The sequence below is a fragment of the Streptomyces sp. NPDC058000 genome (assembly GCF_042886435.1).
GTDB lineage: Bacteria > Actinomycetota > Actinomycetes > Streptomycetales > Streptomycetaceae > Streptomyces.
On record NZ_JBHVQS010000005.1, the window covers coordinates 41,803 to 67,131 of the forward strand.

Annotated in this window: 21 protein-coding genes; 4 read left to right on the forward strand and 17 right to left on the reverse strand. The window is 68.1% G+C overall.

The genetic code is table 11. The annotated features are described in order from the left end of the window. Positions 1 to 21: 21 nt before the first annotated feature. Positions 22 to 1,368 carry an RNA-guided endonuclease InsQ/TnpB family protein gene (locus tag ACFVT2_RS07580; protein ID WP_390013334.1) on the forward strand — a complete coding sequence of 449 codons (1,347 nt, stop codon included), beginning with the start codon at positions 22 to 24 and terminating at the stop codon, positions 1,366 to 1,368. Further along, positions 1,365 to 2,417, forward strand: coding sequence for an alpha/beta hydrolase (locus ACFVT2_RS07585; RefSeq protein WP_390013336.1), 1,053 nt, complete (start codon positions 1,365 to 1,367; stop codon positions 2,415 to 2,417). Before ACFVT2_RS07580 ends, ACFVT2_RS07585 begins: the two co-directional genes overlap by 4 nt. Before the next feature lie 78 nt (positions 2,418 to 2,495). On the opposite strand, the gene ACFVT2_RS07590 is transcribed toward ACFVT2_RS07585, so the two are convergent. The 17 genes from ACFVT2_RS07590 to ACFVT2_RS07670 form a co-directional block, all read right to left on the reverse strand. Continuing rightward, on the reverse strand, positions 2,496 to 3,212 hold the full coding sequence (locus ACFVT2_RS07590) for a 4'-phosphopantetheinyl transferase family protein (RefSeq protein WP_390013338.1): 717 nt from the start codon (positions 3,210 to 3,212) through the stop codon (positions 2,496 to 2,498). Positions 3,213 to 3,319: 107 nt separating this feature from the next. Continuing rightward, positions 3,320 to 3,799: a deaminase gene (locus ACFVT2_RS07595; RefSeq protein WP_390013341.1), complete on the reverse strand. Its 480-nt coding sequence runs from the start codon at positions 3,797 to 3,799 to the stop codon at positions 3,320 to 3,322. 6 nt (positions 3,800 to 3,805) lie between these two features. Further along, positions 3,806 to 4,504: a RibD family protein gene (locus ACFVT2_RS07600; RefSeq protein ID WP_390013343.1), complete on the reverse strand. Its 699-nt coding sequence runs from the start codon at positions 4,502 to 4,504 to the stop codon at positions 3,806 to 3,808. Beyond that, positions 4,494 to 5,339 carry an MBL fold metallo-hydrolase gene (locus ACFVT2_RS07605; protein ID WP_390013345.1) on the reverse strand — a complete coding sequence of 282 codons (846 nt, stop codon included), beginning with the start codon at positions 5,337 to 5,339 and terminating at the stop codon, positions 4,494 to 4,496. Before ACFVT2_RS07605 ends, ACFVT2_RS07600 begins: the two co-directional genes overlap by 11 nt. A gap of 61 nt (positions 5,340 to 5,400) precedes the next feature. Then, on the reverse strand, positions 5,401 to 6,102 hold the full coding sequence (locus ACFVT2_RS07610) for an alpha/beta fold hydrolase (RefSeq protein ID WP_390013348.1): 702 nt from the start codon (positions 6,100 to 6,102) through the stop codon (positions 5,401 to 5,403). An 87-nt stretch (positions 6,103 to 6,189) separates the two neighbouring features. Beyond that, positions 6,190 to 7,290 carry an HAD-IIIC family phosphatase gene (locus tag ACFVT2_RS07615; protein WP_390013351.1) on the reverse strand — a complete coding sequence of 367 codons (1,101 nt, stop codon included), beginning with the start codon at positions 7,288 to 7,290 and terminating at the stop codon, positions 6,190 to 6,192. Continuing rightward, on the reverse strand, positions 7,275 to 8,399 hold the full coding sequence (locus ACFVT2_RS07620; RefSeq protein ID WP_390013353.1) for an acyl-CoA dehydrogenase family protein: 1,125 nt from the start codon (positions 8,397 to 8,399) through the stop codon (positions 7,275 to 7,277). The genes ACFVT2_RS07615 and ACFVT2_RS07620 overlap by 16 nt, the downstream gene beginning before the upstream one ends. Next, entirely contained in the window at positions 8,392 to 8,643 is a 252-nt protein-coding gene (locus ACFVT2_RS07625) for a phosphopantetheine-binding protein (RefSeq protein WP_390013356.1), read from the reverse strand. The genes ACFVT2_RS07620 and ACFVT2_RS07625 overlap by 8 nt, the downstream gene beginning before the upstream one ends. 3 nt (positions 8,644 to 8,646) lie before the next feature. After that, positions 8,647 to 9,513 (reverse strand): 3-hydroxyacyl-CoA dehydrogenase family protein, encoded by an 867-nt coding sequence (locus ACFVT2_RS07630; RefSeq protein ID WP_390013357.1) that lies wholly within the window; start codon positions 9,511 to 9,513, stop codon positions 8,647 to 8,649. A 122-nt stretch (positions 9,514 to 9,635) separates the two neighbouring features. Continuing rightward, a complete protein-coding gene (locus ACFVT2_RS07635; protein WP_390013360.1) occupies positions 9,636 to 15,230 on the reverse strand; it encodes an SDR family NAD(P)-dependent oxidoreductase in 5,595 nt (1,864 codons plus the stop codon). Further along, positions 15,227 to 17,155 (reverse strand): AMP-binding protein, encoded by a 1,929-nt coding sequence (locus ACFVT2_RS07640; protein ID WP_390013363.1) that lies wholly within the window; start codon positions 17,153 to 17,155, stop codon positions 15,227 to 15,229. Before ACFVT2_RS07640 ends, ACFVT2_RS07635 begins: the two co-directional genes overlap by 4 nt. 62 nt (positions 17,156 to 17,217) lie before the next feature. Further along, positions 17,218 to 18,459, reverse strand: coding sequence for a flavodoxin family protein (locus tag ACFVT2_RS07645; RefSeq protein ID WP_390013366.1), 1,242 nt, complete (start codon positions 18,457 to 18,459; stop codon positions 17,218 to 17,220). 11 nt (positions 18,460 to 18,470) lie between these two features. Then, a complete protein-coding gene (locus ACFVT2_RS07650; RefSeq protein ID WP_390013368.1) occupies positions 18,471 to 19,505 on the reverse strand; it encodes a formylglycine-generating enzyme family protein in 1,035 nt (344 codons plus the stop codon). Beyond that, the gene (locus ACFVT2_RS07655) at positions 19,502 to 20,437 is read right to left on the reverse strand and encodes a formylglycine-generating enzyme family protein (RefSeq protein ID WP_390013867.1); all 936 of its coding nucleotides are present in this window, start codon (positions 20,435 to 20,437) and stop codon (positions 19,502 to 19,504) included. Before ACFVT2_RS07655 ends, ACFVT2_RS07650 begins: the two co-directional genes overlap by 4 nt. A 65-nt stretch (positions 20,438 to 20,502) precedes the next feature. Continuing rightward, positions 20,503 to 22,200, reverse strand: a complete 1,698-nt coding sequence (locus ACFVT2_RS07660; RefSeq protein WP_390013371.1) for a WD40 repeat domain-containing protein — start codon at positions 22,198 to 22,200, stop codon at positions 20,503 to 20,505. 14 nt (positions 22,201 to 22,214) lie between these two features. Then, positions 22,215 to 22,784 carry a GTP cyclohydrolase II RibA gene (gene ribA / locus ACFVT2_RS07665; RefSeq protein WP_390013869.1) on the reverse strand — a complete coding sequence of 190 codons (570 nt, stop codon included), beginning with the start codon at positions 22,782 to 22,784 and terminating at the stop codon, positions 22,215 to 22,217. Positions 22,785 to 23,111: 327 nt separating this feature from the next. Then, positions 23,112 to 23,684 carry a transposase gene (locus ACFVT2_RS07670; RefSeq protein WP_390013374.1) on the reverse strand — a complete coding sequence of 191 codons (573 nt, stop codon included), beginning with the start codon at positions 23,682 to 23,684 and terminating at the stop codon, positions 23,112 to 23,114. A 299-nt stretch (positions 23,685 to 23,983) separates the two neighbouring features. Here ACFVT2_RS07670 and haaN point away from each other — a divergent pair, with 299 nt between their 5' ends. Further along, positions 23,984 to 24,451: a cyclophane-containing RiPP N-acetyltransferase HaaN gene (gene haaN, locus ACFVT2_RS07675; RefSeq protein WP_390013377.1), complete on the forward strand. Its 468-nt coding sequence runs from the start codon at positions 23,984 to 23,986 to the stop codon at positions 24,449 to 24,451. 120 nt (positions 24,452 to 24,571) lie between these two features. After that, positions 24,572 to 25,210, forward strand: a complete 639-nt coding sequence (locus ACFVT2_RS07680) for a LysE family translocator (protein WP_390013378.1) — start codon at positions 24,572 to 24,574, stop codon at positions 25,208 to 25,210. Positions 25,211 to 25,329 lie beyond the last annotated feature (119 nt).

The following is a 25,329-nucleotide window of genomic DNA, read 5'->3' on the forward strand; positions in this document are numbered from 1 at the left end:
CCAACTTAGTACGGTAGTCTCATGCAGCTTCGGTACAGCTTCCGCCTGTACCCGAACGGTCCTCAGCGTTCCGCGCTGGCAAGGTCGTTCGGGTGCGCGCGGGTGGTCTACAACGATGCCCTCCGGGCTCGTGAAACCGCCCGCGCCGAAGGCGAGCCGTTCCCAAGGACGGGGGACCTGTCGAAGCTGCTGATCACCGAGGCGAAGAAGAGCGAAGAGCGCGCCTGGCTCGGCGAGGTTTCCGCTGTGGTGCTGCAACAGTCTTTGCGGGACCTGGACACCGCGTACCGGAACTTCTTCGACAGCCTCAAGGGCAAGCGGCCGAAGATGGGCGCGCCACGCTTCAAGTCGAAGAGAGATAACCGGCACGCGATCCGATTCACCGCCAACGCCCGCTGGAAAATCACCACCGGCGGGGACCTGTCCCTGCCGAAGATCGGCAATCTGCGGGTCAGGTGGTCCCGCACCCTGCCCTCCGTGCCGTCCACGGTGACCGTGGTCAAGGACGCGGCAGGACGGTACTTCGCCTCGTTCATCGTGGAGACTGAGCCCACCACGCTGCCCGATGTGGACCCCGTCGTCGGTATCGACCTCGGGCTCGGGCACTTTGCGGTCCTCTCCGACGGCACGAAGATCGACGCCCCGCGCTACCTGCGCCGGGCGGAGAAGAAACTCAAGCGGGAGCAGCGGTCCCTCAGCCGGAAGGCCAAGGGGAGCAACAACCGGGACAAGGCCAGGGTCAAGGTCGCACGGGCACACGCCCGCGTGGCTGACGCGCGGCGCGAGTTCCACCACCAGCTCTCAACGAAGATCATCCGCGATAACCAAGCGGTTGCTGTTGAGGACCTGGCGGTGAAAGGACTCGCTCGTACACGCCTGGCCAAGTCCGTGCACGACGCCGGATGGTCCGCGTTCCTGGCCATGCTGGAGTACAAGGCCGCCCGGTACGGGCGCACCTTCGTGCGCATCGGACGCTTCGAGCCGACCTCCCAGGTCTGCTCACAGTGCGGCGTCAAGGACGGCCCCAAACCCCTGCACATCCGCGTATGGGAATGCGGAGCCTGCGGGGCCGTCCTCGATCGGGACATCAATGCGGCGGTCAACGTCGCCAAGGCCGCCGGACTGGCGGTGACAGCCTGTGGAGCGCAGGTAAGACCGGGACACGTCCCGGCGCAGCGCGGCGAAACAAGAACCCACCGAGACGGTCAGACGGCCGTGGTAGGAATCCCCGCGCTAAAGCACGGGGAGCGGAAGTCAAGCCGTATGGGTCCCAGGCGAGTGTTCCCCGGGTGGATGTGTGTGCAGCCGAGCCGTTCCGGCGGGGATGCCGGGCGGTTTCCCGCTGTCCGACCGGGGGGTGGGTCATGAGTGTCCGCCGCGCGCCGTCGGAGTCCGGCCGTGTCCCGATACCGAAGGCAGTGCCCGCGCCCCCTTTCGACCCCGAACTGAGCGTCGTACTGGCGGCGTTGAGCAGGGAGTCGAGGGAGCCGGTCACCCCGGAGAATCTTCAGGCCCGGCAGGAACGGGATGCCGCGACCCGGCCCAGGCCGACGGCCGAGGACCTGCGCGCCGACGGCCGCTTCGAGGTCACGGAGTGGTGTGTGCCGGGGCCGGTGGGCAGTCCGGACGTCACGCTCGTGAACGCGCGGCCGGCCGGGCTCGTCGGGCCGCTGCCTCTGCTGTATTACCTGCACGGAGGCGCCATGGTCATGGGCAACGCGTGGTCCGTGCTTCCGCGGATCCTTCGCGAGTGGGCCCTCCCGCTGGAGCTGGCTGTCGTCTCGGTCGAGTACCGGTTGGCGCCGCGGACGCAGTACCCGGGACCGCTGGAGGACTGCTACGCCGGGCTGGTCTGGGCGGCCGGGCACGCGGCCGAACTGGGCATCGATGCGGACCGCATCATCGTCGGAGGCAAGAGTGCGGGCGCCGGGCTCGCCGCGGCCCTGGCCCTGCTGGCCCGTGACCGCGGCGGTCCCGGGGCGCTGGGGCAGCTGCTGCTGTGCCCGATGCTCGACGACCGCGGCAGCACCTTCTCCAGTCATCAGATGACGGGTCTGGGCGTGTGGGACCTCACCTCCAACGCGACCGCGTGGAAGGCGCTGTTGGGTGACCGCTACGGTGCTGCGGACCTGCCGCCGTACGCGGCCCCTTCCCGTGCCACGGACCTTTCCGGACTTCCGCCGGCCTATGTCGAGGTCGGGTCGGCCGAGATGTTCCGGGACGAGGCCGTGGCTTATGCGAACGCGATCTGGCAGGCCGGCGGGCAGGCTGAACTGCACGTATGGCCCGGTGCCTACCACGGCTTCGACGGTTTGGCGCCGCGGGCGGCCCTCAGCCAGGACGCACGCGATGCCCGTACCCGCTGGCTCCGGCGTCTCCTGGCGCAGTCCGGCACGGGGAACCGAGCTGCTGGTTGAGCGGGTCTGGGCGCTGCCGGGTCGCAGGTGGCGGGTGGGGAAAAGCGGTTGGGCGTAGTGACGTTGGGGATCGGCAGGTCACGGTGGGGGCGGGCTGGTTGGGGTGCGCAGGGCCACGGCCGCTGTGTGGGTGGTGTCCGGCACTGTGACGTCGCTGATGGTCCAGCCTGGGGGTGCCAGGGGCTGCTCTCCCGTGCCCACGTACTCCAGGGAGGGTCTGCGGTTGAGTCCGGTGCCCAGGGCTTTGAGGAGGGCTTCTTTGCGGGTCCAGGCGCGGGTGAAGGCCGTGGCGCGGTGGGTTGGGGGCAGGGCGCGCAGTTCGGCGGTTTCTCGGGGGTGCAGGGCGGCTGCGACTTCGTCGGCCACGGTGGGGGTGGCCGGGGGTTCCGCGTCGATGCCGACGGTGGTTGCGGCGAAGGCCAGGACGCAGAGTCCGGTGGTGTGGGAGAGGGAGAAGTGCAGGGGGTGTCCGACCAGGGCGGGGCGTCCGTGGGGGCCTTGGCAGGAGGTGCAGGGCATCCGGTAGAGCGGGAGGTCGGCGGGGTCGGCGCCTAGGTAGGCGGCCAGGAGCATGCGCAGGCTTACGTGGGCGGTGAGGTAGGTGGTGCGGTCTTCGGGCCTGCGCAGTGAGGTTGCCCGGTGTCGTTCGGTGGGGTTGAGGATCTGGTGGTGGGTGGTGGTGAGCGCGGTGGGGTGGGGGGTGGTGAGGTGCCAGAGGTGGGGGTGGTCTTTGGTGGTGGGTAGGGGCAGTCGTCGTGGCCACGTTCCGTGGGTCAGTGCTGTGGTGGTGAGCATGGGGTGCGCTTCTGGGTGGTGGGGTGGCGGCCGGCGTTGGTGGGGTTGGTGAGGTGGGCTGTCTGCGGGTTGGTGGCGGGTGTGGGCGGGGGACGTCCGCCGGGTGGTCAGGGGTCGATGCCGGGGAGGTAGGTGTTGGCTGCTCGGGCTGCGGGGGCCAGGTCGGGGATTTCGATGACGGTGACGCCTGCGGCGGTCAGGAGGTGGGCGCCTTGGCGGGCGGTGACGAACAGGGACGGCTCGCGCCAGGCGAAGACGACGCGGGTGATGCCGGCGGCGACGATCAGGCTGGCGCAGGTCGCCGGGCGTGACTTGCGCAGGCCGCAGGGTTCCAGGGAGGTGTAGAGGGTGGCGTCGGCCAGTTGGGGGTCGTGGGGGTCGAGTTTGGCCAGTGCGGCTTCTTCGGCGTGTACGTGGGCGTCGGCTTCGCGGGAGTAGCCGTGTGCCATTTCCTTGCCGTGGTGGTCGACGATGACGGCGCCGACGCAGAAGGCGGTGGGTGAGGGTGGGCAGAGTCGGGACAGTGCGATCGCCTCGGTGAGCCAGTGCCGGTCTTGCGGTGTCGGCCGGGTGGGCGGGCTAGTCATGGTGTGTCATCCTCTGTGCCCGGCGAGGTAGCGCACGAGTGCGACGTCTCCTATTTGTCTGACTTCGGCGACGTGCATGCGGTGGGTGGCGTTCTGGGGGAAGGTGCCGCGGCCTACGAAGCGTGGGGCGGCGGCTTCGCCGACGAAGAACGGGGCGATGGCGAGGTGGATTTCGTCGACGAGGTCTTGGGTGAGGAATTGGGTGAGGATCGTTCCGCCGCCTTCGACCATGAGGGTGCGGATGCCGCGGTCTGCGAGGTCGTCGAGGATCAGGGCGAGGTCCAGGGGGTCGCCGGCGGCGGTGACGTCCGCGACGTCGGCGAGTTCCTTTTCCAGGGTGGGCAGGGCTGGTTGGGGGCAGTAGACGATTTTGTCTCCTGCGGTGGTGAAGAAGGCCAGGGAGGGGTCCAGGCCCTTGGTGGTGAGGGTGATCTTCGTTGGGTGTTCGGGGCGTCCTTGGGCCAGGCGGTGGGCTCTTCGGGTGGGTGAGCCGATCAGGAGGCGGGGGTTGTCGCGGCGGACGGTGGTGGCGCCGACGAGGATGGCGTCGTAGTCGGCGCGGACGGCATCGACGCGGTCGAAGTCGTCGGGGTTGGACAGGCGTAGGCGCTGGTTGCTGGTGTCGTCCAGGTATCCGTCGAGGGACATCGCGGCGCTGATCAGCACGTAGGGGCGTGTTCTTGTCCGGGGGTGGTCAGTTGGCATCGGCGATCCAGGAGGGTGCGGTGCCGCGCATGAAGGTGAGGTAGTGGTCGGTGGAGTCCTGGAGGATTTTTTGGGCGTCGTGGCGGATGGCCGGTTCCCACCAGTGGCCGTAGAGCCGGTCGAAGGGGTAGGGCCGGACGGCTTCGACGACGCGGTGGACGCCTTGTTCGGGCAGGGGCAGGCGGTTGGGGGCGCTGTAGAGGAAGGCCACGCGGTCTTCGCCCGGGGAGATGTTGATGGTGTCGCCGGTGAGCAGGACGCCCCGGCCTTCGGCTCCGGCGGCCCAGTGCAGGACGGAGCTGCCGGGGAAGTGGCCGCCGCACTGGACGAGGGTGACGCCGTCGGACAGCGGGAGGGTGCCCTCCCAGGTGGTGACCTGGGGTTCGGTGGAGGTGGGGTGGGAGAGCCAGTGGATGTCTGCCTGGGGGAGCAGGATCTGTGCGTCGAAGGCTTGGCTCCAGGCCACGATCGCGCCGTAGAAGTGGGGGTGGCTGGCGCTGATGGCGCGCAGGCCGCCGGCGTCCTGTACGGCTTGGATGGCGGCGTCGTCGAGGTAGGGGGACGGGTCCCACAGGATGTTGCCTTCGTCGGTGTGCAGGAGTAGTCCGCGTTGGCCGATGCCGATCACGGGCTCGGCGCCCACGCCGATGAGGCCGGGTTCCACTTCGCGTAGGTGGCTGTGGTAGCCGTCGGCCTTGAGGTGGTCGAGGGTGGACCATCGCTGTCCGCCTGCGGGGACCCATTGGCGGTCGTCGGCGCAGATGGCGCATACGGCCGGGGGTTGGTCGCCTTCGTGGTAGTCGTGGTTTCCGCAGGTCAGGCAGATCCAAGGCATGTTGGGGTCCTCTCCTGTGGGGTGGGGCGCGAGGCCGTGTGCCGTCATGCAGCGTGTGGTGTCAGGTCAGTTCCAGGAGGAGTGCGGCGAGTTCGTCGGGGCGGTTGCTGGGGATCATGTGGTTGGTGGTGATTTCCCGGTAGCGCCAGTCGGGGGATGTGGCGACGCGGTCGGCGGCGGTCCAGAAGGGGCCGGCGGGCTCGGGGCGGGGTTCTCCGGTGGCTTTGATGTAGGTGCGGGTGAAGGGGTAGTCCTCCAGTGGGCGGGGCAGGTGCACGGGTTCGGTGAAGGTGCCCAGGGGTTGGGGGGTGCGTCGTGCGGTGGCCCAGGCCCCGACTTCGGGGTCCTCGAATGCGCGCACGGGCGGGGGCAGGAGCCAGCGCTCGCCCAGGTCGGTGATGCGGGGGCTGCTGAGGCCGCCGGGGATGCCAGCGGCCTCGCCGTCGGCGGGGACGAAGGCGTCGAGGTAGACGAGGTGTTGTACGCGGTCGGCGATGTACTGCAGTGCGCCGGTGATCACGCAGCCGCCGTAGGAGAAGCCGAGCAGCACGATGTCGTGGAGGTCTTCGTAGCGGATGCAGTTGACGACGTCGGCGATGTGGGTGGTCAGGCCGACCTGGGGGCTTGCCAGGTGTACGCGTTCGCCGACGCCGGTGAGGCTGGGGGTGAAGACCTCGTGGCCGGCGTCTTGTAGGGGGCGGCGGACGCGGCGGAAGTCGTGTGCGCCGCTCCAGGCACCGTGTACGAGGACGAAGGTTGCCATGTCGGTGTGCTCCACCCGAGTTGGGGAGTGTGCGTGGGAAGGGGGTGTTGCGGTGGTGCCTGGGGCGTGGTGGGGCCGGCCGGTGGTTCAGGGTTGTGCTGTTTTGACGGTGAGGTGGGTGGGTGGGGGTTGGATGCGGGTCAGGTCGGCTTGCAGGAGTGTGGTGTCCGCGTGGTGGTCGATTTCGCGGAAGCCTGCGAAGCGGTATGTCACGAACATCATGCGGTTGCGGCCGGTCTCGACGAATTCCGCCTGGAGCTGTGCCCCGTTGTCCCGGGCCAGGGTCATGATGTGGTGCAGGAGCACCGCGCCGACGCCGCGTGACATGACGCGGCAGGACATCAACAGCAACCGCAGCCTCCAGACCGTTGTGCCGGTCTCGATCAACGCCAGTCCGATCTTCCCGTACGAGCCGAAGCGGTCTTGGAGTTCGGCGACGAGCAACAGGTGGTCAGGCGACTCGCACAGTACCTTGAGTTCCTCGTAGGAGTAGGTCTTCCCGGTGGAATTGAGCTGATTGGTGCGGACCGTCAGTTCCTCGGCGCGTTGGAGGTCCTCTTGTGCGGCCGGGGTGATGGTGAAGACCATGCCGAGGGTTGCCAGGAAGTTCTCGCCGGTGGCCGTTGCTTCCTTCTCGGCCTGGTCGCGGGCGATGCCGCTTTGGTACATCGATCGCCGGTTGCGTGACTCGTCGGTGATGAACCTCGGCTGGAATTCTTCCCATTCGGCTGCGGCGGTGGCGATCTCTTTGGCGTCCACGCACAGGACCTGTGGGTGGTGGAAGGCCACTTCTTCCCGTTCGAAGGGCTGGTCGTCGACGAAGGCGAGGGAGTCCACGCCGATGTTGAGTGCGCCGGCGATTTCTTCGATCGAGGTGGACTTGGGGTTCCAGTTGATCTGGGGGTGGAGGAAGTATGCGGCCAGTCCGAGCTGGGTGAGCTTGGCCATGGTGGTGGTGTGGTCGTTCTTGCTGGCGACCGATTGCAGGATGCCTCGTGCGTCGAGGGTGTCGAGGAGTTCGATGAGGTGGGGTCGGGGGGTGACGTGGGGGTCTTCGAGGAGGACGCCGTCCCAGAGGGTTTCGTCCAGGTCCCAGATCACGCATTTGACGCGGCCGCGGCGGGGTCTGTCGCGGGGTGTGTCGCGTCGGCCGCCGGGCGTTGCGGGGCCCGTCATCGGGCTGTCCATTTCCACGCCTCCTCGGCGATGTGAATCTGTTGGATCTGGGTGCTGCCCTCGATGATTTCCATGACTTTGGCGTCGCGGTAGTAGCGCTGGACGGGGTGGTCGGCGGAGCAGCCGGCGGCGCCGTGGATCTGGACGGCGTCGGTGGCGGCTCGGGTGGCGGCGGTGGAGGCGAAGTATTTGGCGATCCAGGTGGCCATGATGGTGTCGGGGTCGTTGCGGTCTTTGAGCCGTCCGGCTTCTTGGCACAGCAGGCGGGCGGCTTTGGTGTCGGTGACCATCTGGGTGAGCATCTGGCGGACGAGTTGGTGGTCGGCCAGGGGGTGGGGGCGGTTGCCGCCTGTGGTGGCGTAGGTGGCGCTGGCCTCCGTGCAGGCTTGGAGGATGCCGACGCAGCCGCAGGCGACGCTGTATCTGCCGATGTCGAGGACGCCGGTGAGGACGGTGGGCAGGGCGAAGCCTTCGGGGCCCAGGAGGGCGTCGGCGTCCAGGTGGCAGTCGTGGAAGTCGACTTCGGCGAGCATGCTGGCTCTGGTGCCCAGCATGCCGGTCAGGGGGCGGGTGGTGAGGCCGGGGGTGTCGCGTTCGATGAGGAAGGCGGTCACGCCGCGTTCGGTGCGGGCGAAGACCAGGAAGAGGGTGGCGAGGCGGCCGCCGGTGATCCATCGCTTGCGTCCGTGGAGTGTGTAGCCGCCGGTGCGGCGGGTGGCGGTGGTGGTGAGGTGGGCGGCGTCGCTGCCGCCTTCTGGTTCGGTCAGGCAGAACGCGCCGATGGCTTGGCCGGTTGCCAACTTCGGTAGCCAGCGCTGCTGTTGGTGTGTGTTGCCCCAGCGGGTGAGGGCGTAGGCCACCATGGAGTGCACGGTGAGCAGGCTGCGTACCGAGGAGCAGCCGCGGCCGACTTCTTCGTGCAGGGCGCCGAGGGTCACCATGTTCATGCCGGTGCCGCCGACGTCGGTGGGGAGGATCGCTCCCCACCAGCCCCACTCCCCCAGGCGTGCCAGGACGTCGGGGGGAAGGTGTTCTTGGCGGTCGAAGCGGTCGGCGTGCGGGGCGATCTCGGCGTCGATGAGGGCGCGGAAGGTCTTGGTGTCGGGTGGCAGGTCAGTCATCCGAGGGTGTTCCGGTCAGTCGCTCGACCAGTTTGGTCATGGTGGTGATGGAGCGGAAGTTGTCGAGTTCGAGGTCGTCGTTGGGGATCTGCACGCTGAACCGTTTTTCGATGAACATGATCAGCTGGATGGTGAACAGGGAGTTGGCGATGCCGCCGGCGAAGAGGTCCTCGTCGTCGGAGATCTTCAGGTTCGGGAAGTTGCCGGCCAGGAATTTCGCGAGGTCGGAACGGATCTCGATCATCTGTCAGTCCTCCCATCCGTGGGATCCGTAGGTGAAGAACCCCTGCTGGGTTTTGCGGCCGTGCAGTCCGGCGTCGACCATTTTCTTGAGCAGGGGGCAGGGGCGGTACTTGCTGTCGTTGAAGCTGTCGTGGAGGACTTCGATGCTGCGCAGGATGGTGTCGACCCCGATCAGGTCCGCGGTGGCGAGCGGGCCCATGGTGTGGCCGAAGCAGGAGGTGAAGACGTCGTCGACCTGTTCGGCGGTGGCGACGTTCTCGTGCACGAGGAACGCGGCTTCGTTGATGGTGAGCATCAGGACGCGGTTGGAGACGAATCCGGGCGAGTCGTTGACGACGATCGCTCTCTTGCCCATGGTGGCCAGCAGTTCCGTTGCGGTGTGTACCGCCTGGGGTGCGGTGTGGTGGCCGGGGATCAGTTCGACGACGGGTTTCCTTGGGACCGGGTTCATGAAGTGGATGCCCAGTACCTGGGGGGCTCGGTTGGTCAGTGCGGCGAGGCGGGTGATGGGGATGGCGGAGGTGTTGGCCGCGAAGATGCAGGGGGCGGGGCAGACGGTGTCGAGGAGCGGGTAGACCTGTTGTTTGATGTCCCAGTTCTCGGTGACGTTCTCGATCACGAAGCTGACGTCGCCGAGGTCGGCGTAGTCGGTGGTGAAGGTGATTGCCTGGAGTGCCTGGTCGGCGTCGATGGTGTCTTTGCCGGCTCCGAGCAGGCGGCTTGCGCGCAGTTCGGTGCGTATGCGGGTGGCGGCGGCGTCCAGGACGTCTTTGCTGACGTCGATCAGTACCACTTCGTGTCCGGCGGTTGTCAGGTTCTGGGACACTCCCCCGCCCATGACACCCGCGCCGATCACCCCGACCCGGCTCATGTCTGCCTCCTGTGTTGTTTCGAAGGGGCCGACGAGGAGGGTGTCGGCCCGGTGTGTGTGCGGTTGCGTGCAGTGCGCCGGTGCCTGGCTGTGGGCGTGTGTGTGCGGTGGTGGGGTGGGCGTCATATGCGCTCGGGCTTTGGCAGTTGTGCGGTGATGGCGTCGGCGAGCGCGGCGACGGTGAGGTTGTCGAAGAGGGTCTGCAGGGTGATCTGGATGTGGAAGGTCTCGCGCAGGCGGTTGACCAGTTTGATGCCGAGCAGTGAGTGGCCGCCCAGGTCGTAGAAGTTGTCGTGGATGCCGACGGGTTCGACGCCGATGTGGTCGCGCCACAGGTCGGCGAGTTGCGTTTGCGTCAGGGTGGTGGGGGCGACGTAGGGGGTGGCCAGGGGGGGTCGGGCGTGAGTGCGGGCCGGTGTGTGGGGGGTGGGGCCGGCGGGTTGGCGTGGGAGTGCGCCGACGTGGTGCATGAGGGTGGTGAGGTCTTTGGTGGCGATGGCCACTTGTGGTGACAGGTCGCGGGACAGGGCGCGTTCGAGGGCGGCGACGCCTTCTGCGGGGAGGATGCCGGTTTCCAGGTGGGCGAGGAAGGCGTTCTCCTGGCGGTCGGCGCCTGGTAGTTGGGGGTAGGTGAAGGTGTTGACTTCGTCGGAGGTGCCGTCGCGCAGGGCGATCAGTTTCGTCTGCAGGGCGCGGGCCTTCTTCATGACGAAGTCCTCGGCCGTCAGCAGGACGTGGCCGGCTTCGTCGAAGAGGGTCACGTCGAAGGAGAGGGTCTCGCGTGGGGTTCCTTCCTGGTGGGCGCGGTAGGTCAGGGAGCTGTAGATCCGTGGTGGGAGGGGGGCGTGTAGGTCGATTGCGCGGTAGCGCAGGGGCATGAGGTAGTCGCGTTCGAGGTAGAGGCTGGCGAATCCGGTGGCGATGTCGAGGAGGAAGGGGTGCAGGCCCAGTGCGCTGACCTCGTCGGTGTAGGGCTCGGGGACGGCGAGTTGGGCCAGGGCGTGGCCCTCCCCCACCCAGGCGCGTTCGACGCGTGGCGAGCGGGGCCCGAAGGTCATCGGTCCGTTGTGGGTGAGGTCGCCGGCGTCGTGCAGGGCGTGGCGGTCGATCAGGTCGGTGGTGGGGCGGGGTGCGTCGTCGTCCCCTTGTGGTGTGGGGCGGACGCGTCCGGTGACGTGTTCGGTCCAGTGGGTGTCGTGGGTGCCTGGGCGGTGTGGGGAGCTGGCGACGGAGAACTGGTAGGCGTCGTCGTGTTTCTCCAGGATGAGGTGGACTTCGCAGGTCTGGTTCTCGCGCAGGACGACGGGGGCGAGGAAGAGGACGTCCTCGAATCTGAGGAGTTGGCCGTGGCCCTGGTCGGCTACGGCGGCGCGCGCCATTTCCAGGTAGGCGGTGCCGGGGACGACGGGGTGGCCGAGCATGCGGTGTTCGTCGACGAGCCAGTCCTGGGGGCTGGTGAATTGCGTTGCGTACACGGCGTGGGTGGGGGTGTCGGCCAGGCAGGTGTGGAGCAGGGGGTGGTCGAGGGGGCGGGGTCGGGGGGTGGGGCCGATGGTGTTGACGGCCATGCCGACTTCCTGCCAGGCGTCCCAGTTGATGGCCAGTGTGTAGGGCCCGTCGGCTGCGGACCGGTACTGGGCGTAGGCGTCGAGGAAGGCGTTGGCGCCGCAGTAGTCGACCTGGCCCAGTCCGCCGCTGAAGGCGATGGTGGAGGAGCACAGCAGGAGGAAGTCCAGCGGTGCTTGGCGCAGGAGGGTGTCGAGGACCAGTGTGCCGTGGGTTTTGGGTGCCAGGACGGTGTCTGCGGTGTGGGGTTTTTTGAGTTGTATGAGGCCGGCGCCGGGCACGCCTGCGGCGTGGATGACGCCGTTCAGTGGGCCGAAGTGGTCCTGGGCGGTGGTCAGGGCGGTGCGCATCTGGGTTTCGTCGGTTACGTCGGCGCGGAGCACCAGGACCTGGGCGCCGAGTTCCTTCAGGGCGGTGATTTTGCGGATCTTGGTGGCGGTGGTGTCGTGTGCGTCGTGGGTGGTGAGCCAGTGGTCCCAGTGGTTTTCGGCGGGGAGTGCGGAGCGTGCGACCAGGACGAGGCGGGCGTGTGCGGTGCGGGCCAGGTGTTCGGCCAGGGTCAGTCCGATGCCGCCGAGGCCGCCGGTGATCAGGTAGACGCCGTGGTCGCGCAGGCGCGGTGGGCGGTGTTCGGGGTGGGCGATGCGCAGGGGTTCCCAGTGGGGGGTGAAGCGGGTGCGTCCGCGGTGGGCGACGATCGGGTCGGTGGTGGGGCGGCGGACGAGTTCGGTCAGGAGGCGGTCCACGGCGCGGTCGGGGAGGTGGGGGTGGGGGGTGGCGGGGCCGATGTCGATGCTCTGTGTGGTGAGGTGGGGGTATTCCTGGGGTGCGACGAGGCAGGGGCCGGCGAGGGTGGCCTTTTCGGGGTTGAGGGGTTCGTCGTCGGTGATGTGTCGTAGTCCGTTGGAGACCACGGCCAGGTGGAGGGGGTCGTCGTTGCCGAGGGCGCCCCAGGCTTGGGTGAGGGCGAGCAGGCTGTGGAAGCCGTGGCGTTGGAGGGCGTCGAACCGGTCGCGGGACAGTTGCCCGGGGGTGTCGGCGGTGACGGTCCACAGGTGGGCGACGGTCTGGGGCAGGCGGTCGTGTTGGCCCAGTGCGGTCAGGAGGGCGTGGTAGTCCTCGGGCCGGTCGGGGGTGAGGGTGAAGTGCCCGTCGGTGTGGTGGGCGAAGTGGTCTGCTGGGGCGACGGTGGTCACGTGGTGGCCGGTGCGGCGCAGTCTGTGGGCGAGGCGTTCGCCGACGCCGAGGTCGTCGAGGAACAGGAGCCAGCGCTGTGGGTTGTGGGCGAGTTCCTCGTCGTTGACGGGGGCTGGTGGCGCGGTGGAGGTCCAGGTGGGGAGGGAGAACCAGTCGGCGATGTCGGGGCTTTTGCTCAGCGGCCCGGTCAATGCCGGTGCCTGCGCCTGGGGTTGGGGTTGGTGGTGGGGGGTGGGGGCCGGTTCGATCCAGTAGCGCTGGCGTTGGAAGGGGTAGGTGGGTAGGGGGACCCGCCCGGGGGTGTCTCCGGCGTGTACGCGGTCCCAGTCCGGTTCGAGGCCGGCCATCCACAGGCGGCCGAGGGTGCCCAGGAGGAAGTGGGCGGCGCTTTGGTTGTCGTGGGCGGCGGGCAGCGAGGAGAGGGATATGCGGCTGGTGTGGGCGTCGTCGGGCAGCAGTTGCAGGGCGAGGCTGCTGTATGCCTGTCCGGGGCCGATCTCCAGCAGGATGCGGTCGGTGGCTTGCCACAGTTCCTGGATTCCGCTGGCGAAGCGCACTGTCTGGCACATGTGGCGGGCCCAGTAGGTGGGGTCGGTGGCCTGGGCGTCGGTGATCCAGGTTCCGGTGACGTTGGAGAGGTAGGGCAGGCGGGGCGGGTGCAGGGTGACGGTGCGGGTGAGTTCCACGAAGTGGTCCCGGCCCGGTTCCATCATGTGGGAGTGGAAGGCGTGGGTGGTCTTGAGGCGGCGGCAGGCCACCTGGTCGCGGGTGAGGCGTTCTTCGGTCTCGGCGACGGCGCCTGTGGGGCCGGCCAGGACGGTCAGGGCGGGGCCGTTGAGGGCGGCGACGCAGAGGCGGTCGTCGAGGGCGCGTGCGTCGGCTTCGGGCAGGGACACGGCCAGCATCGCTCCGCCGTCGAGGCGGTCGATGAGGGTTGCGCGGTGGGCGACGAGGAAGGTGGCGTCTTCGAGGGAGAGGACGCCTGCGACGCAGGCGGCTACCCATTCGCCGATGCTGTAGCCGATCAGGGCCTGGGGGTGGATTCCCCAGTCCATCCATAGGTGTGCCAGGGCCCATTCGACCATGAACGTGGCGGGTTGGGCGTAGCGGGTGTGGTGGAGTCTTTCGGCGTGGGGGGGTTGTGGGGTGGTGCGGCCGAGCATCCTTCGCAGGTCGATCCCGCCGCCGTCGGGCGTGGTGTGGTGGGGGGTGTGTTCGTCGGGGTAGAGCAGGGTGCGCAGGTCGATGTCGAGGTGGGGTTGGAACAGTGTGGCGCAGCGGTCGATTTCTCGGCGGAAGACCGGTTCGCACTGGTAGAGGTCGTGTGCCATGTGGGGGTATTGGTCGCCCAGGCCGGAGAACATGAAGGCCACTGGTCGGGTGGGGTTTTGGTCGGTGTGTTGTCGCAGCAGTCTGCGGGGGTCGCGGGTGGTGAGTGCGTCGGCGGCGTCGGCGGCGTCGCGGTAGACCAGTGCCTGGCGGTGGGTGAAGGGTTTGCGGCCGACTTGGAGGGTGTAGGCGATGTCGGCGGGTTGTTGGTGGGGGCGTTGGCTCAGGTGGGTTGCCAGGCGGTCGGTGGCGGCTTCCAGGGCGGTTTCGGTTCGGCCGGAGAGCAGCAGGAGGTGCCAGGGGCGGTCGGAGGGGGTGGGGGGTTGGGTGGGGGCTTCTTCCAGGACGGCGTGGGCGTTGGTGCCGCCGGTTCCAAATGAGCTGACGCCGGCTCGGCGGGGGGTGCCGTCGGTCTTCCAGCTGGTGAGTTCGGTGGTGACGTGGAAGGGCGTGTGGGTGAAGTCGATGTCGGGGTTGGGTTGGTGGTAGTGGAGGCTGGGTGGGATGTGCTGGTGGCGTAGGGCCAGGGTGGTTTTGATGAGGCCGGCGACTCCGGCGGCGGCGTGGGTGTGGCCGATGTTGGATTTGACGGAGCCGAGGGCGCAGTGGCCCCTTCGGTCGGTGCCGGCGCGGAAGGCGCGGGTGAGTCCTTCGACCTCGATCGGGTCGCCCAGTGCGGTGGCGCTGCCGTGGGCTTCGACGTAGCTGATGGTTGCGGGGTCGATGTCGGCCATGAGGTGGGCGGCGCGGATGGCGCGGGCTTGGCCGGTCACGCTGGGGGCGCTGAAGCCGACTTTGGTTGCGCCGTCGTTGTTGATGGCGGTGCCTTTGATGACTGCGTGGATGGTGTCCCGGTCGGTGAGGGCGTCTTGGAGGCGTTTGAGGACGACGACGCCGACGCCGCTGGAGCTCACGGTGCCTTGGGCTTGGGCGTCGAAGGAGCGGCAGTGTCCGTCGGGAGAGAGGATGCCTTCGGGTTCGTAGCGGTAGCCCTCGCGTTGGTTGGCTCGTACGGTGCTGCCGCCGGCCAGGGCGAGGTCGCAGTTGCCGCTGAGCAGTGCCTGTCCGGCGAGGTGGACGGCGACCAGGGAGGTGGAGCAGGCGGTGTGGACGCTCACGGAGGGGCCGCGTAGGTCCAGTTTGTAGGAGGTGCGGGTGGCCAGGTAGTCGGGCTGGTTGCTGAGGTGGGTCAGTAGCCAGCCGGCCGTCTCGGTCAGGTGGGGGTGGGACTGGAGGTGGCTCAGGTAGGTGTTCTCGTAGGCGCCGGCGAAGATGCCGGTGGCGTCGGGGCGGTGGTGGGAGGCGTATCCGCTGTCTTCCAGGGCTTCCCAGGCGCATTCCAGGAAGATGCGGTGTTGGGGGTCGATGAGTTCGGCTTCGCGGGGGGTGATCTGGAAGAACTCCGCGTCGAACAGGGCCGGGTCGTGCAGGATTCCCCGGGTTTTGACGTAGTCGGGGGCGTTGAGGAGGGCTGGGGGTACGCCGGCTTCGGTCAGGGTGTGGGGGTCGAAGTGGGTGAGGGATTCGACGCCGTCGCGGAGGTTTTTCCAGAATTGGTCGGCGTTCTCGGCGCCCGGGTAGCGGCAGGCCATGCCGACGATGGCGATTTCCAGTCCGGTGTTCACAGGTCGGTGTCCTGCCGGCGGCGCTGGTGGAGTTGTTGGGCGAGGCGTTGGTTTCCTTCGGCGAGGTTGCGGGCTTGGTCGGGTTCGGTGCGGTCGTGGGTGTGGGTCAGGTGGTGGCTGAGTGCGTCGACGGTGGGGTGGGCGAAGAGTTCCACGACGGGCACGTCGGTGCCGAGGGTGTCGTGTAGGCGGACTTGGACCTGTCGGATGAGCAAGGAGTTGCCTCCCAGGTCGAAGAAGTGCTCGTGGATGCCGACCTGTTCGAGGCCGAGGAGTTCGCACCAGATGGCGGCGATGCGGGTCTGCAGTGTCGTGGTGGGGGCGCTGGGGCGGGTCTTTGGTGGTGGTGCGAGGTGGGTGGCCAGCTCGGCGCGTTGGATCTTGCCTGTGGTGGTGCGGGGTAGGGCCGGGAGGCGGATGAGGCGTCGGGGGATTTTCGTCTCGGCGAGGCGGGTGGTGAGGAACTCCTTGAGTGCGTCGTCGGGGGTTGGGGTGGTGAGGACGATGGCGGCCGCCACTTCTTCGCCGAGGGTGGCGTGTGGGAGGGGGAAGGCGGCGGCTTCGGCGATTGCGGGGTGGGCCAGGAGGGCCTCTTCCACCTCTATGGGGGAGATCTTCGTGCCGCCGCGGTTGATGATCTCCTTGATGCGGCCGGTGAGGAAGAGGAAGCCGTCCTCGTCGAGGTGGCCCCGGTCCCCCGTGCGGAGCCAGCCGTCGGTGAAGGCGGCCGCGTCCGCGGTGGGGTTGTGGTCGTAGCCGCCGATGACGGTGGCGCCGCGGAGCATGATTTCGCCGTTTTCGCCCGGGGGCAGGAGGTCGCCGTTCTCGCCGCGTACGGCGATGTCGTTGCCGATGGACACCCCGACCGAGCCGGGCTTTCGTGCGGCGGGGGGCAGCGGGTTGCTGGTGACGATGGAGCACGCTTCGGTCATGCCGTAGGAGTCGATGACCGGTGCCTGGACGGCGCGTTCGAGTGCCTGGCGCAGTGCGGGTGGTAGGGGGGCCGAGGCGGAGCGGACGAAGCGCAGGGGGCGTTGTAGGGCGTCGGGGTGGGCTGTCAGGGCGCCGACGATTGCCTGGTGGATGGCGGGAACGGCGGTGTACCAGGTGGGGGTGAAGGAGGTCAGCCAGTCGGGGAAGGCGGTGGCGTCGAAGCCTTGGGGGCAGACGACGCTGGCGCCGGCCCACAGGGTCGCCATCAGGGGGCTCATCAGGCCGTGTCCGTGGAAGAGCGGCAGGACGTTCAGGCAGCGGTCGGTGTCTTCCAGGCGCAGGCTGGTGGCGATGTTGCGGGCGGAGGTGCAGACGATGGTGTGGGTTTGGGGGACGAGTTTGGGCCGGCCGGTGGTGCCTGAGGTGTGCATCAAGAAGGCGGTGTCGGCTGCGGGGTCGGGGCCGTGGTGGGGGTGGGGGCGGGTGTCGTTGCCGGGGGCGGTGGGGGCGGGGTCGGGGGTGAGGTCGAATGTGCCGGCTGCGCCGTGCGGGGTGGGGACGAGGTGGAGGAGGGTGCGGCCTTGTGCTCGGGCGACTGCGGCCGCCATGGTGTCGGCGCCGTGGTCGACGATGACTGCGCGGGCGTCCATGTCAGTGAAGAAGGTGTCGAATTCGCGGGCTTTGCCGGTGGGGTCGAGGGGGGCGACCACGGCGGTGCAGGCCACGGTCACCAATGCGGTGGCGGCCTGGGGTCCGTGGGGCAGTGCGACGGCGACCCGGTCGCCGCGGCCGATGCCGGCCGCGGCCAGTGCTTGTGCGGTGCGGTCGGCCTGCCGGTGCAGGTCTCGATAGGTCAGGGTGGGCTGGTGGGGCGAGAGGATGGCCGGGGCGTCGGGCCGGTGCTGGCTGTGGTGGTGCAGCAGTTGGCGCAGGTGCCGGATGTGCGCGGTGCTCGGGTCCTGGGCGGGGTCGGTGTCACGCGCAAGGGTCACTTCTGGTTCCTCTCGTACGAGCGGAGCACCGGCAAGAACAGGCGGCTACAGGCGGCGTGTGGTCATGTGGGGGCTGGTGAGCAGGAGGGTTCGTGCGGCGTGTGGGGGTTGGTGGGGCATCGGCCGCGGAGCCTGGTGGTGAGGTGTGCCAGTCGTTTGCCTTGGTAGGCGGCCGCCTTGAGGGTGTGGTCTTGGGGGTGTGGCTGGTGCTCGGTGGTGTGCGAGATGCCGTAGGGGTTTCCGCCTGCGGTGGTGAGGGTGGGGGCGGTGTAGCCGGGTGGCACGATGACCGCTCCCCAGTGGTGCAGGACGTTGTAGAGGGCGAGGAGGGCGGTTTCGCTGCCGCTGTGCGGGTGTGGGGTGGTGACGAATCCGGTGACGGTCTTCCCGGTCAGTTTTCCGGCGGTGCGTAGGGGTTCGCAGGTTTCGAGGAAGTGCAGCAGGAGCGGGGCGACGGTGCCGGTGCGGGCGGGTGCTCCGAAGGCGATGGCGTCTGCCCAGGCGACGTCTGCGGGTGTGGCCGTTGCGATGCCGGGTGGTGCGGGGTGGGTGGGGGCGGCCGGGTCGTGGCCGGGGGGAGCGATGGTGCGGAGTCTGACCTCGGCGTGGTGGGAGCGGGCTCCGTGTGCGAGTGCGTGGGCCAGGGTGCGGGTGCTGTGGCAGGACGGGTGGTAGAGGACGGCGATCCTGCTGGGTCGGGGGGTGGGCGGTGTGTCGCCTTGGGTGGTGGTGGCCAGGTGTCCGGCGTAGTGGCTGAGTTGGAGGCCGAGGGTCTGCGCGGCTTGCAGGTAGGTGTGGTGGAGGCTGCCGTCGGTGGCTGCGGGGGCGGAGACTCCGTAGGGGTTGGAGCCGGCGGCGGTCAGGGAGGGGTCGGTGGGGTCGGGTGACATGATCAGCGCGCCCCAGTGGTACATGCTGTGGTACAGGGCGAGCAGGGTTGTTTCGCGGCCTCCGTGGGGGCTGTTGGAGCTGGTCATGCCGGTGACCACGCGGTCGGCGAGTGCGCCGTTGCGCCATAGGTCGGAGGTCGATTCGATGAACTGCTTCAGTGCGCAGGAGATGTTGCCGAAGTAGGTGGGCGTGCCCAGCACGATGCCGTCCGCCCACAGCACGTCGTCGTGGGTGGCCGGTGGTGTCTTGTGCGGTGTGGTGGGGGGTTCCTCGTGTCGTGCCGGGTCGTGGATGCGGCGCAGGCGCACGGTGGCGCCGCCTGCGGCCGCGCCGTTCGCTGCTGCCTGGGCGAGCGCGTGGAGGGTTCCGTTCCTGCTGTGGTAGATGACCGCGACATGAGGAGCGCGCTGCATGATTCCCTGTCTTATGAGGACTCGGCCAGGCGGAACCCGACCGCGTAGAAGGCGCGGTCGTACAGTCCGTGTCGGCGGCGGCAGCGGGCCAGGTCTCCTTTGCGGGTGAAGCTTCCGCCTCGCACGATCCGGTACGTGCTGTGGGCGCGCAGGACGTGGTTGGTGGAGTTCAGGCCGCCCGCGTAGGGCAGGAGGTCGTCGGCGATGAGTTCGCCGCCGGGGTAGGGGTGGTAGTCGTCGGCGACGTATTCCTCGACGTTGCCGGCCAGGTCGTCGGCGCCGAACGGGGAGCGTCCTTGGGGGTAGATGCCGATGGGGGTGGTGGTGAGGGGGCCGGCTTCAAAGGTGTTGGCGGCGTCTTGGTGGAAGTCGTCGCCCCAGGGGAATTCGCGGGTGTCGCCGCCGGTTGCGGCGTATTCCCATTCGGCTTCGGTGGGCAGGCGGAAGGCGCGGCCGGTGCGGTGGGCGAGCCATTCGGCGTAGGCGTCGGCTGCCTGGGCCGGGAGGGTCCATACCGGGTGGTTGCCGAGGTGGTCGGGGTAGCAGCCGAATTGCCAGGAGGTGGGGAGCCAGCGGGCTTGGGTGTCTTGGAGGAAGGCGCGGTATTCGAGGTTGGTGACCGGGTAGCGCATGAGGCGGAAGGCGGCGATCTCCACGTCGTGGGCCGGGCATTCCTTGCGCAGGTACTCCTCTTGGAGTCCGGTGTGCTGCCACTGGTCCAGGACGGCGGCCAGGCGGTGGTGTTCGAGGCCGATGCGGACGTGGGCGCCGGGGATGTCCACCATCGGTGGGTCGTCGGGGCGGATGCGGGGGTCGCCGACCAGGCCGCACAGGGTGCCGGCCATGTAGCGGCGTTCGAAGGGGGTGTGGGGGTCTTCGGCGAGGTGGGCCAGGCTCTGGGGGGTTTCCTTGAGGAGGTCGGCTGCGTGGTGGTGCAGGGTTTGTGGGCAGGAGCGTCCCTCGAACCATGGTGGGAGCCGCATGGCGTGGCGGTCGCCGATCATGTCTGTGTTGAGGGGCGTGGGGTGTCCGCTGGCGACCGTCATGGGGTGACCTCCTCGACCAGGCGGAAGCCGATGGCGTAGATCTTGCGGTCGAACCAGCCGTGGCGTCGGGTGCAGCGGGCGAGGTCGCCGAAGCGGGTGAAGCTGCCGCCTCGGGCGATGCGGTAGGAGCCCCTTGCGGTCAGGTCGTCGGCCACTGTGGCGCCGCCGGGGTAGGGGCGGTAGTCGTCGGCGACGTATTCCTCGACGTTGCCGGCCAGGTCGTCGGCGCCGAACGGGGTGCGTCCTGCGGGGTAGATGCCGACGGGGGTGGTGGTGAGGGGGCCGTGTTCGACGGTGTTGGCGTGGTCGGGGTGGAAGTCGGGGCCCCAGGGGAAGGTGCGTTGGGGGTCGCCGCCGCTGGCGGCGTATTCCCACTCCGCTTCGGTCGGCAGGCGGAAGGGGCGGCCGGTGCGGGTGGCCAGCCAGGTGGCGTAGGCGTCGGCGTCTTGTGGTCGGACGGTCCAGACCGGGTGGTTGGCGCGGTGGTGGGGGTAGCCGCCGAACTCCCAGGAGGTGGGGAGGGCGTCGGTGCCGGTGTCGGCGAGGAAGGCGCGGTATTCGAGGTTGGTGACCGGGTAGCGCATGAGGCGGAAGGCGGCGAGGTGGACCTGGTGGCGGGGGCATTCCTTCCTGATCCAGGATTCCTGTACGCCGACGTCGGCCCATTCCCGGACGACGTGTTGGACGTGTTCTTCTGGTAGGCCGATGGCGCAGTGTGCGGCGGGGACCGGCACCATGTCGGGGTCGTCGGGCCGGATGCGGGGGTCGCCGAGCAGGGCCAGGAGGGAGCCGGCGGCGTAGCGGCGGGCGAAGTCCTTGGTGGCGTTGCCGCACAGGTCGGCGAGTTCGGCGGGTGCGCGGGTGAGCAGGTCGGTGTGGTGGGTGAAGACGTCGTGCGGCAGGCGTTCGACCAGGGTTGCGGGGAGTCCCATGGCGGAGCGGTCGTCGAGACGGTTGGGGTCGGTGATGGTCGGTCGGGGTTGCCTGGTGGGGGCGTTCACGTTGTCTTCCCGGCGATTTGGTAGACCTGGCTGTCGTAGGAGCCGGCCAGGAACAGTCCTCGGGTGGTGTCGTAGGCCAGGGAGGAGATGCCGGCGGTGGTGGGGCGTTCCTCGGTGGTCCATTGGTCGCTGTCGCGGTCGTAGATCTTGATGTGGCCGTGGTAGGAGCCGGTCGCGATCAGTCGTCCGGAGGTGTTGGCGGCGACGCATTTGATGGAGTTCGGGTGGCTGGTGGGGATGGTGCGTGCGGTGAAGTCCGGTGCCCACAGGCGTAGTTTGAGGTCGCGTCCGACGCTGGCGAAGTGGCCGTCGGCAAGTCCCACGCAGCCGTTGGCGATCCGGTCGTGGGCGGTGTCGATGCGGTGGATTTCTTCTCGGGTCCGGGCGTGGTGCCAGGCGACGCCGGTGTCGGCGCATACGGAGAACAGCCGGTCGCCGGAGACGGCGACGCCCTTGACGGCGTTGTCGTGGAGGGGGATGTCGGCGATGTGGTGGAGTTGGTCGTCGGTGCCCAGGCGGAAGACGAGTCCTTCGCCGGTGTAGGCGCCCACCAGCAGGTGGGGGGTGCCGTCGACTTCGTAGCGGACGCCGCAGTTGAGTGGGGAGCGGTGTTGGTGCAGGACCCGTCCGGTGGTGGCGTCCATGAGTGTGCCGAGTTGGCCGCCGGTCACCATGACTGTGGGGCTCAGCGGTGTGAGGAAGTTGCACAGGCTGCCGGTGTGGGCGTGGACTGCTCGGTCGCGAAGGACGGTGCCGGCGTCTCCTACGGTGTAGATGCTGCCGCCCTCGGCGCAGACCGCGTTGATTCCGGGGGTGGTGGCGATTTTGCTGGTGCTCCATTGGCCGCTGAGGTAGTCGTAGGAGCGGTAGGAGGCGCCGAACGTGCCGAAGACCAGGGTGTCTTTGGCGGCGAAGGCGCAGGAGCGGGGCCAGACGTCGTCGGGGATGTCGGACTGTCCGATCTGGCGCGGTGTCTGGTTGCTGGTGTCCCACAGGAGGAGTTTGCGGTCGTAGCTGAGGCTGACCATCAGGTTGCGGTCGGCGCCCAGGACCAGGCGTTTGATGCCGGCGTCGTGTCCTTGGACGGTGGTGCGGTGTTCGCCGTGGATCACGATGATCTGGCCGCTGTCGTTGCCGGCGTAGAGGGTGCCGTTGGGGGCGGTGACGATGGTGTCGGTTTCGACGCCGCCGAGGTCGATGTCTTCCAGGAGGGCGCCGGTGGCGGCGGACCAGCGTTTGACGGTGCCGTCGTCGCTGGAGGTGAGGAGTTGTTCGCCGTCTGCGGACCAGTCCACCGAGATGACGTCGGCGGTGTGGCCGGCGCAGCAGTGCACGAGGTTGCCGGCGAAGTCGTAGACGCGCAGGTTGTGGTCGCGGGAGGCGGTGGCGATCTGTTCGCGGGTGGGGTGGAAGGCCGACATCTCGACGTCGTCGGAGTGTGCGGCGAACACGGCGCGCAGTTTGAGGTCCGGGACGGACCACAGGCGTGCGGTGTAGTCGCTTGAGGAGGTGACCAGGAGGGTGCCGTCGGGGCTGAAGGCGCATTGGTTGGCCAGGTGGTCGTGCAGGACGCGGTTGACGGGGCGTTGGGTGGCCTGGTCCCACAGGATGACCTGGTTGTCGTAGCCGGCGCTGGCGATGTATTTGTCTTGGTAGGCCGCAATACCGCTGATGGGGCTCTTGTGCGCGATCACGCTCAGGCTCCTCGTCAGTCGATGTCGATGGAATGACCGGCGTGCATGACTTTTGCTTGGAGGTACTTGCGGTTGGCTTCGGTGACGTGGACGGCGGTGCGTCGCTGGCTGTGGACGGTGATGCCGCCGGCTTCCAACTGTCTGGTTTTTTCTGGGTTGTTGGAGAGGATTTCGATCTCTTTGAGGCCGATGGCGGCGAGCATCTGTGCGGCTGAAAAGTAGGTGCGTTGGTCGTCGAGGAAGTTCAGTGCGCGGTTGGCTTCGAAGGTGTCCATGCCGGTGTCCTGGAGCGCGTAGGCATCGATCTTGTTGTACAGTCCGATGTCCCGGCCCTCCTGGCGGAGGTAGAGCAGGAGGCCGCCTTTTTCGTGCATCAGGGTCATGGCCTCGCGTAGTTGTGGTCCGCAGTCGCAGCGGGTGGAGCCGAGTACGTCGCCGGTCAGGCATTCCGAGTGGAGCCTGACGATCGGTACGGGTTGGGACAGGGCGTCGCCGAACACGACCATGAGGTGTTCGCGTCCGTCGTCGAGTCCGTCGAAGGTGATGACTTCGCTGAGTGCGAGCTTGCCGTCGGCTATTTTCAGCGGAATGCGCACCCGCGTGCGGACACGGGGAGGTTCCGGTTTTTTCCCGACTGATTGATCGAGTACCTGGTTTTTTCTGAAGGGGTGCGAAGAACGGTTTTCCAATGACATCCCCGCCATCCGAAGTGGCTTACGCGTCTTACCGGAACCGCTTTTTCCGCTACCTACTGCACATGCTGAAGGCCCTTGATCCGGGCGCCACACTTCCGCACGCCACATCGAGCCGTCAAGCCATTCCGCGCGTCTCATGTGGTGGTGGTTTTATTGCTGGGGCGTCGCTTTTTGTGCTGGTGGTGAGCGGCGGTAAAGGGGGTGGGCGGGATGTCGTTACCTGGGGAGGGGTGCAGGTGGCGGGCCGATGTCGCGGTTCGATCGGTGTCGGGGTGTGGCGGCTTTCGGATCCAGGGGTTGGGGAGCGTCTTGGGGTGGCCGGTTCCGGTCGGGCGGTTTTCGGTGGGTCCGGGCCGTTGCGGCGTGCATGATCGTGGCCGTCCACGCCACCTCGTCGCGGGTGGCGCATTGTTCCGAGGCGGCGCGATGGAGTCGGTGCCACAGATCCACTTCGGTCCACAAAGAGAAGCGGCGGTGGGCGGTCGCGGGTGAGACGTCGAACGTCTTCGGTAGCTGGCGCCAGGCGCATCCGCTGGTTAATACGTACACCACCCCGGTGAAGGCAACCCGCTCGTCACGCGGGGCTGTTCCGCCGCCTTGCGGACGGTGGTTGAACGGCGGTAATAGCGGGGCGACTATTTCCCATAGCCCGTCGGGAACAAGTCTCCGGGACAGGTCGCTATTCATGAGAGGCGATGGTGCCGCAAGCCGATGTCGCCACATGAGACATCTCATCGCCCGTCGGCCTTCTCGGTTGACGGACACGATCTTGTCGACGTGGCGGCGCATTACCGCAATTACCGATCATGGGGCGGTCGACGGTGTTGTTCGGTGATTCTCGGCCGTGGTCACGGGGATGATCGGTGAGCGGGCCCGCCGTCTACTCCGGTGTCCGTATCGGTTGCGCTCCGCAGTGCGCATCTGTCCGGCGGCCAAAAACCATTGGCGGGGAAGATCGGGGCAGTTGGCCGGGATAGTGCGGTATTTGGCCGGGAAAGCCTGGGCGACTCGTGTGGTGCCGTGTCGCCTCAATGTGATCGCGCGTTGGAGGGGGTGAGCCCCAGGGGGAACAACGACGGGAGATGTTGATGAGCGTGACGATCCGCCCGGCCGGCACCGGGGACGTCAGGGCGGTGGCCGAACTGGTCGAGGAGATGGACCGGTTTTACGGGGAGGCCGAGGTGCAGCCGCTCGACGAGCGACTGTCGCAGGTGGCACAAGCCCTCTTCGGCTCCCCGCCGTTGGCCTGTGCCCTCCTGGTCGAGGACGAGGACGGTGACCTCGTCGGACTGGCCTCCTATGCGTTCTTGTGGCCCGCGGCGGGCTCCACGCACTCCCTGTTCCTCAAGGAGTTGTACGTCCGCGACGCTTTTCGTCACCAGGGCATCGGGGCCCGGCTCATGAGCGAACTGCGTGCGCTGGCCGCCGCACGCCCTGGGTGCACCCGCATCGAGTGGATGACCGGCCGCGACAATCCCGGTGCGCGCGCCTTCTACCGGTCACTGGGGTTCGTCGAGTTCGACGAGAAGATCGTTTATCGGATCGAGGTTCCCTGACGTCCAGCGGTGTGCTCGTGGGTGTCGGATCGTGGTCCCCTTGCGCTCTTCCGGTCGCCTTTCGGCCATGTGTGCAGAAAGCCTCCAGGGGTAACCGGCCTGCGTGCTTACATGATCGGTATGTTGTCCACAGACCGTCTCCTGGCATTCTCGGCCATGTCGTTTCTCTTGATCGTTATCCCCGGTCCCAGTGTGCTGTTCGTGATCGGGCGGGCCCTGGCGCAGGGGCGTCGTGCGGCGCTGACCACTGTCGCGGGAAATACGCTGGGGGCCTATCTTTTGGTGGTGGCCGTCGCGCTCGGGGTCGGGTCCGTCGTGGAGCGTTCCGCGATCGTGTTCACCACTCTCAAGCTCCTGGGCGCGGGATATCTGGTGTATCTCGGTATCAAGGCGGTGCGTCAGCGTGGGGCGTTGCAGGCTTCGTTCGCCGGTGAGGGGCCCACTTACGGCGGTCTGCGGACGTTGTGGGAAGGATTTGCGGTCGGTATCGCCAATCCGAAGACGATTGTGTTCTTCGCCGCGGTCCTGCCGCAATTCGTCGACCGTACTCAGGGGCACGTCGTGATGCAGATGCTGCTGCTGGGTTTGGTGTTCAACGTCATCGCGGTGATTTCCGACAGTGTGTGGGGGCTGGCCGCGTCCACCGCGCGGACCTGGTTCGCCCGCTCGCCGAAGCGTCTTTCCATGGTCGGTGGGGTGGGCGGTCTGTCGATGATCAGTCTCGGTGTCATCGTCGCCGCAACGGGCCACAGTGATTGAGCGTTTCGGGTCGTTCCCGAGCCGTTGCGTTGGGCCGTCGGTGGCAAAGTAGGCCGCGCCCGCCTGCGCCTACGGCCGCCTCGCCCGCTCTGCGCTGAACAATTGCCCGGTCACGGCGA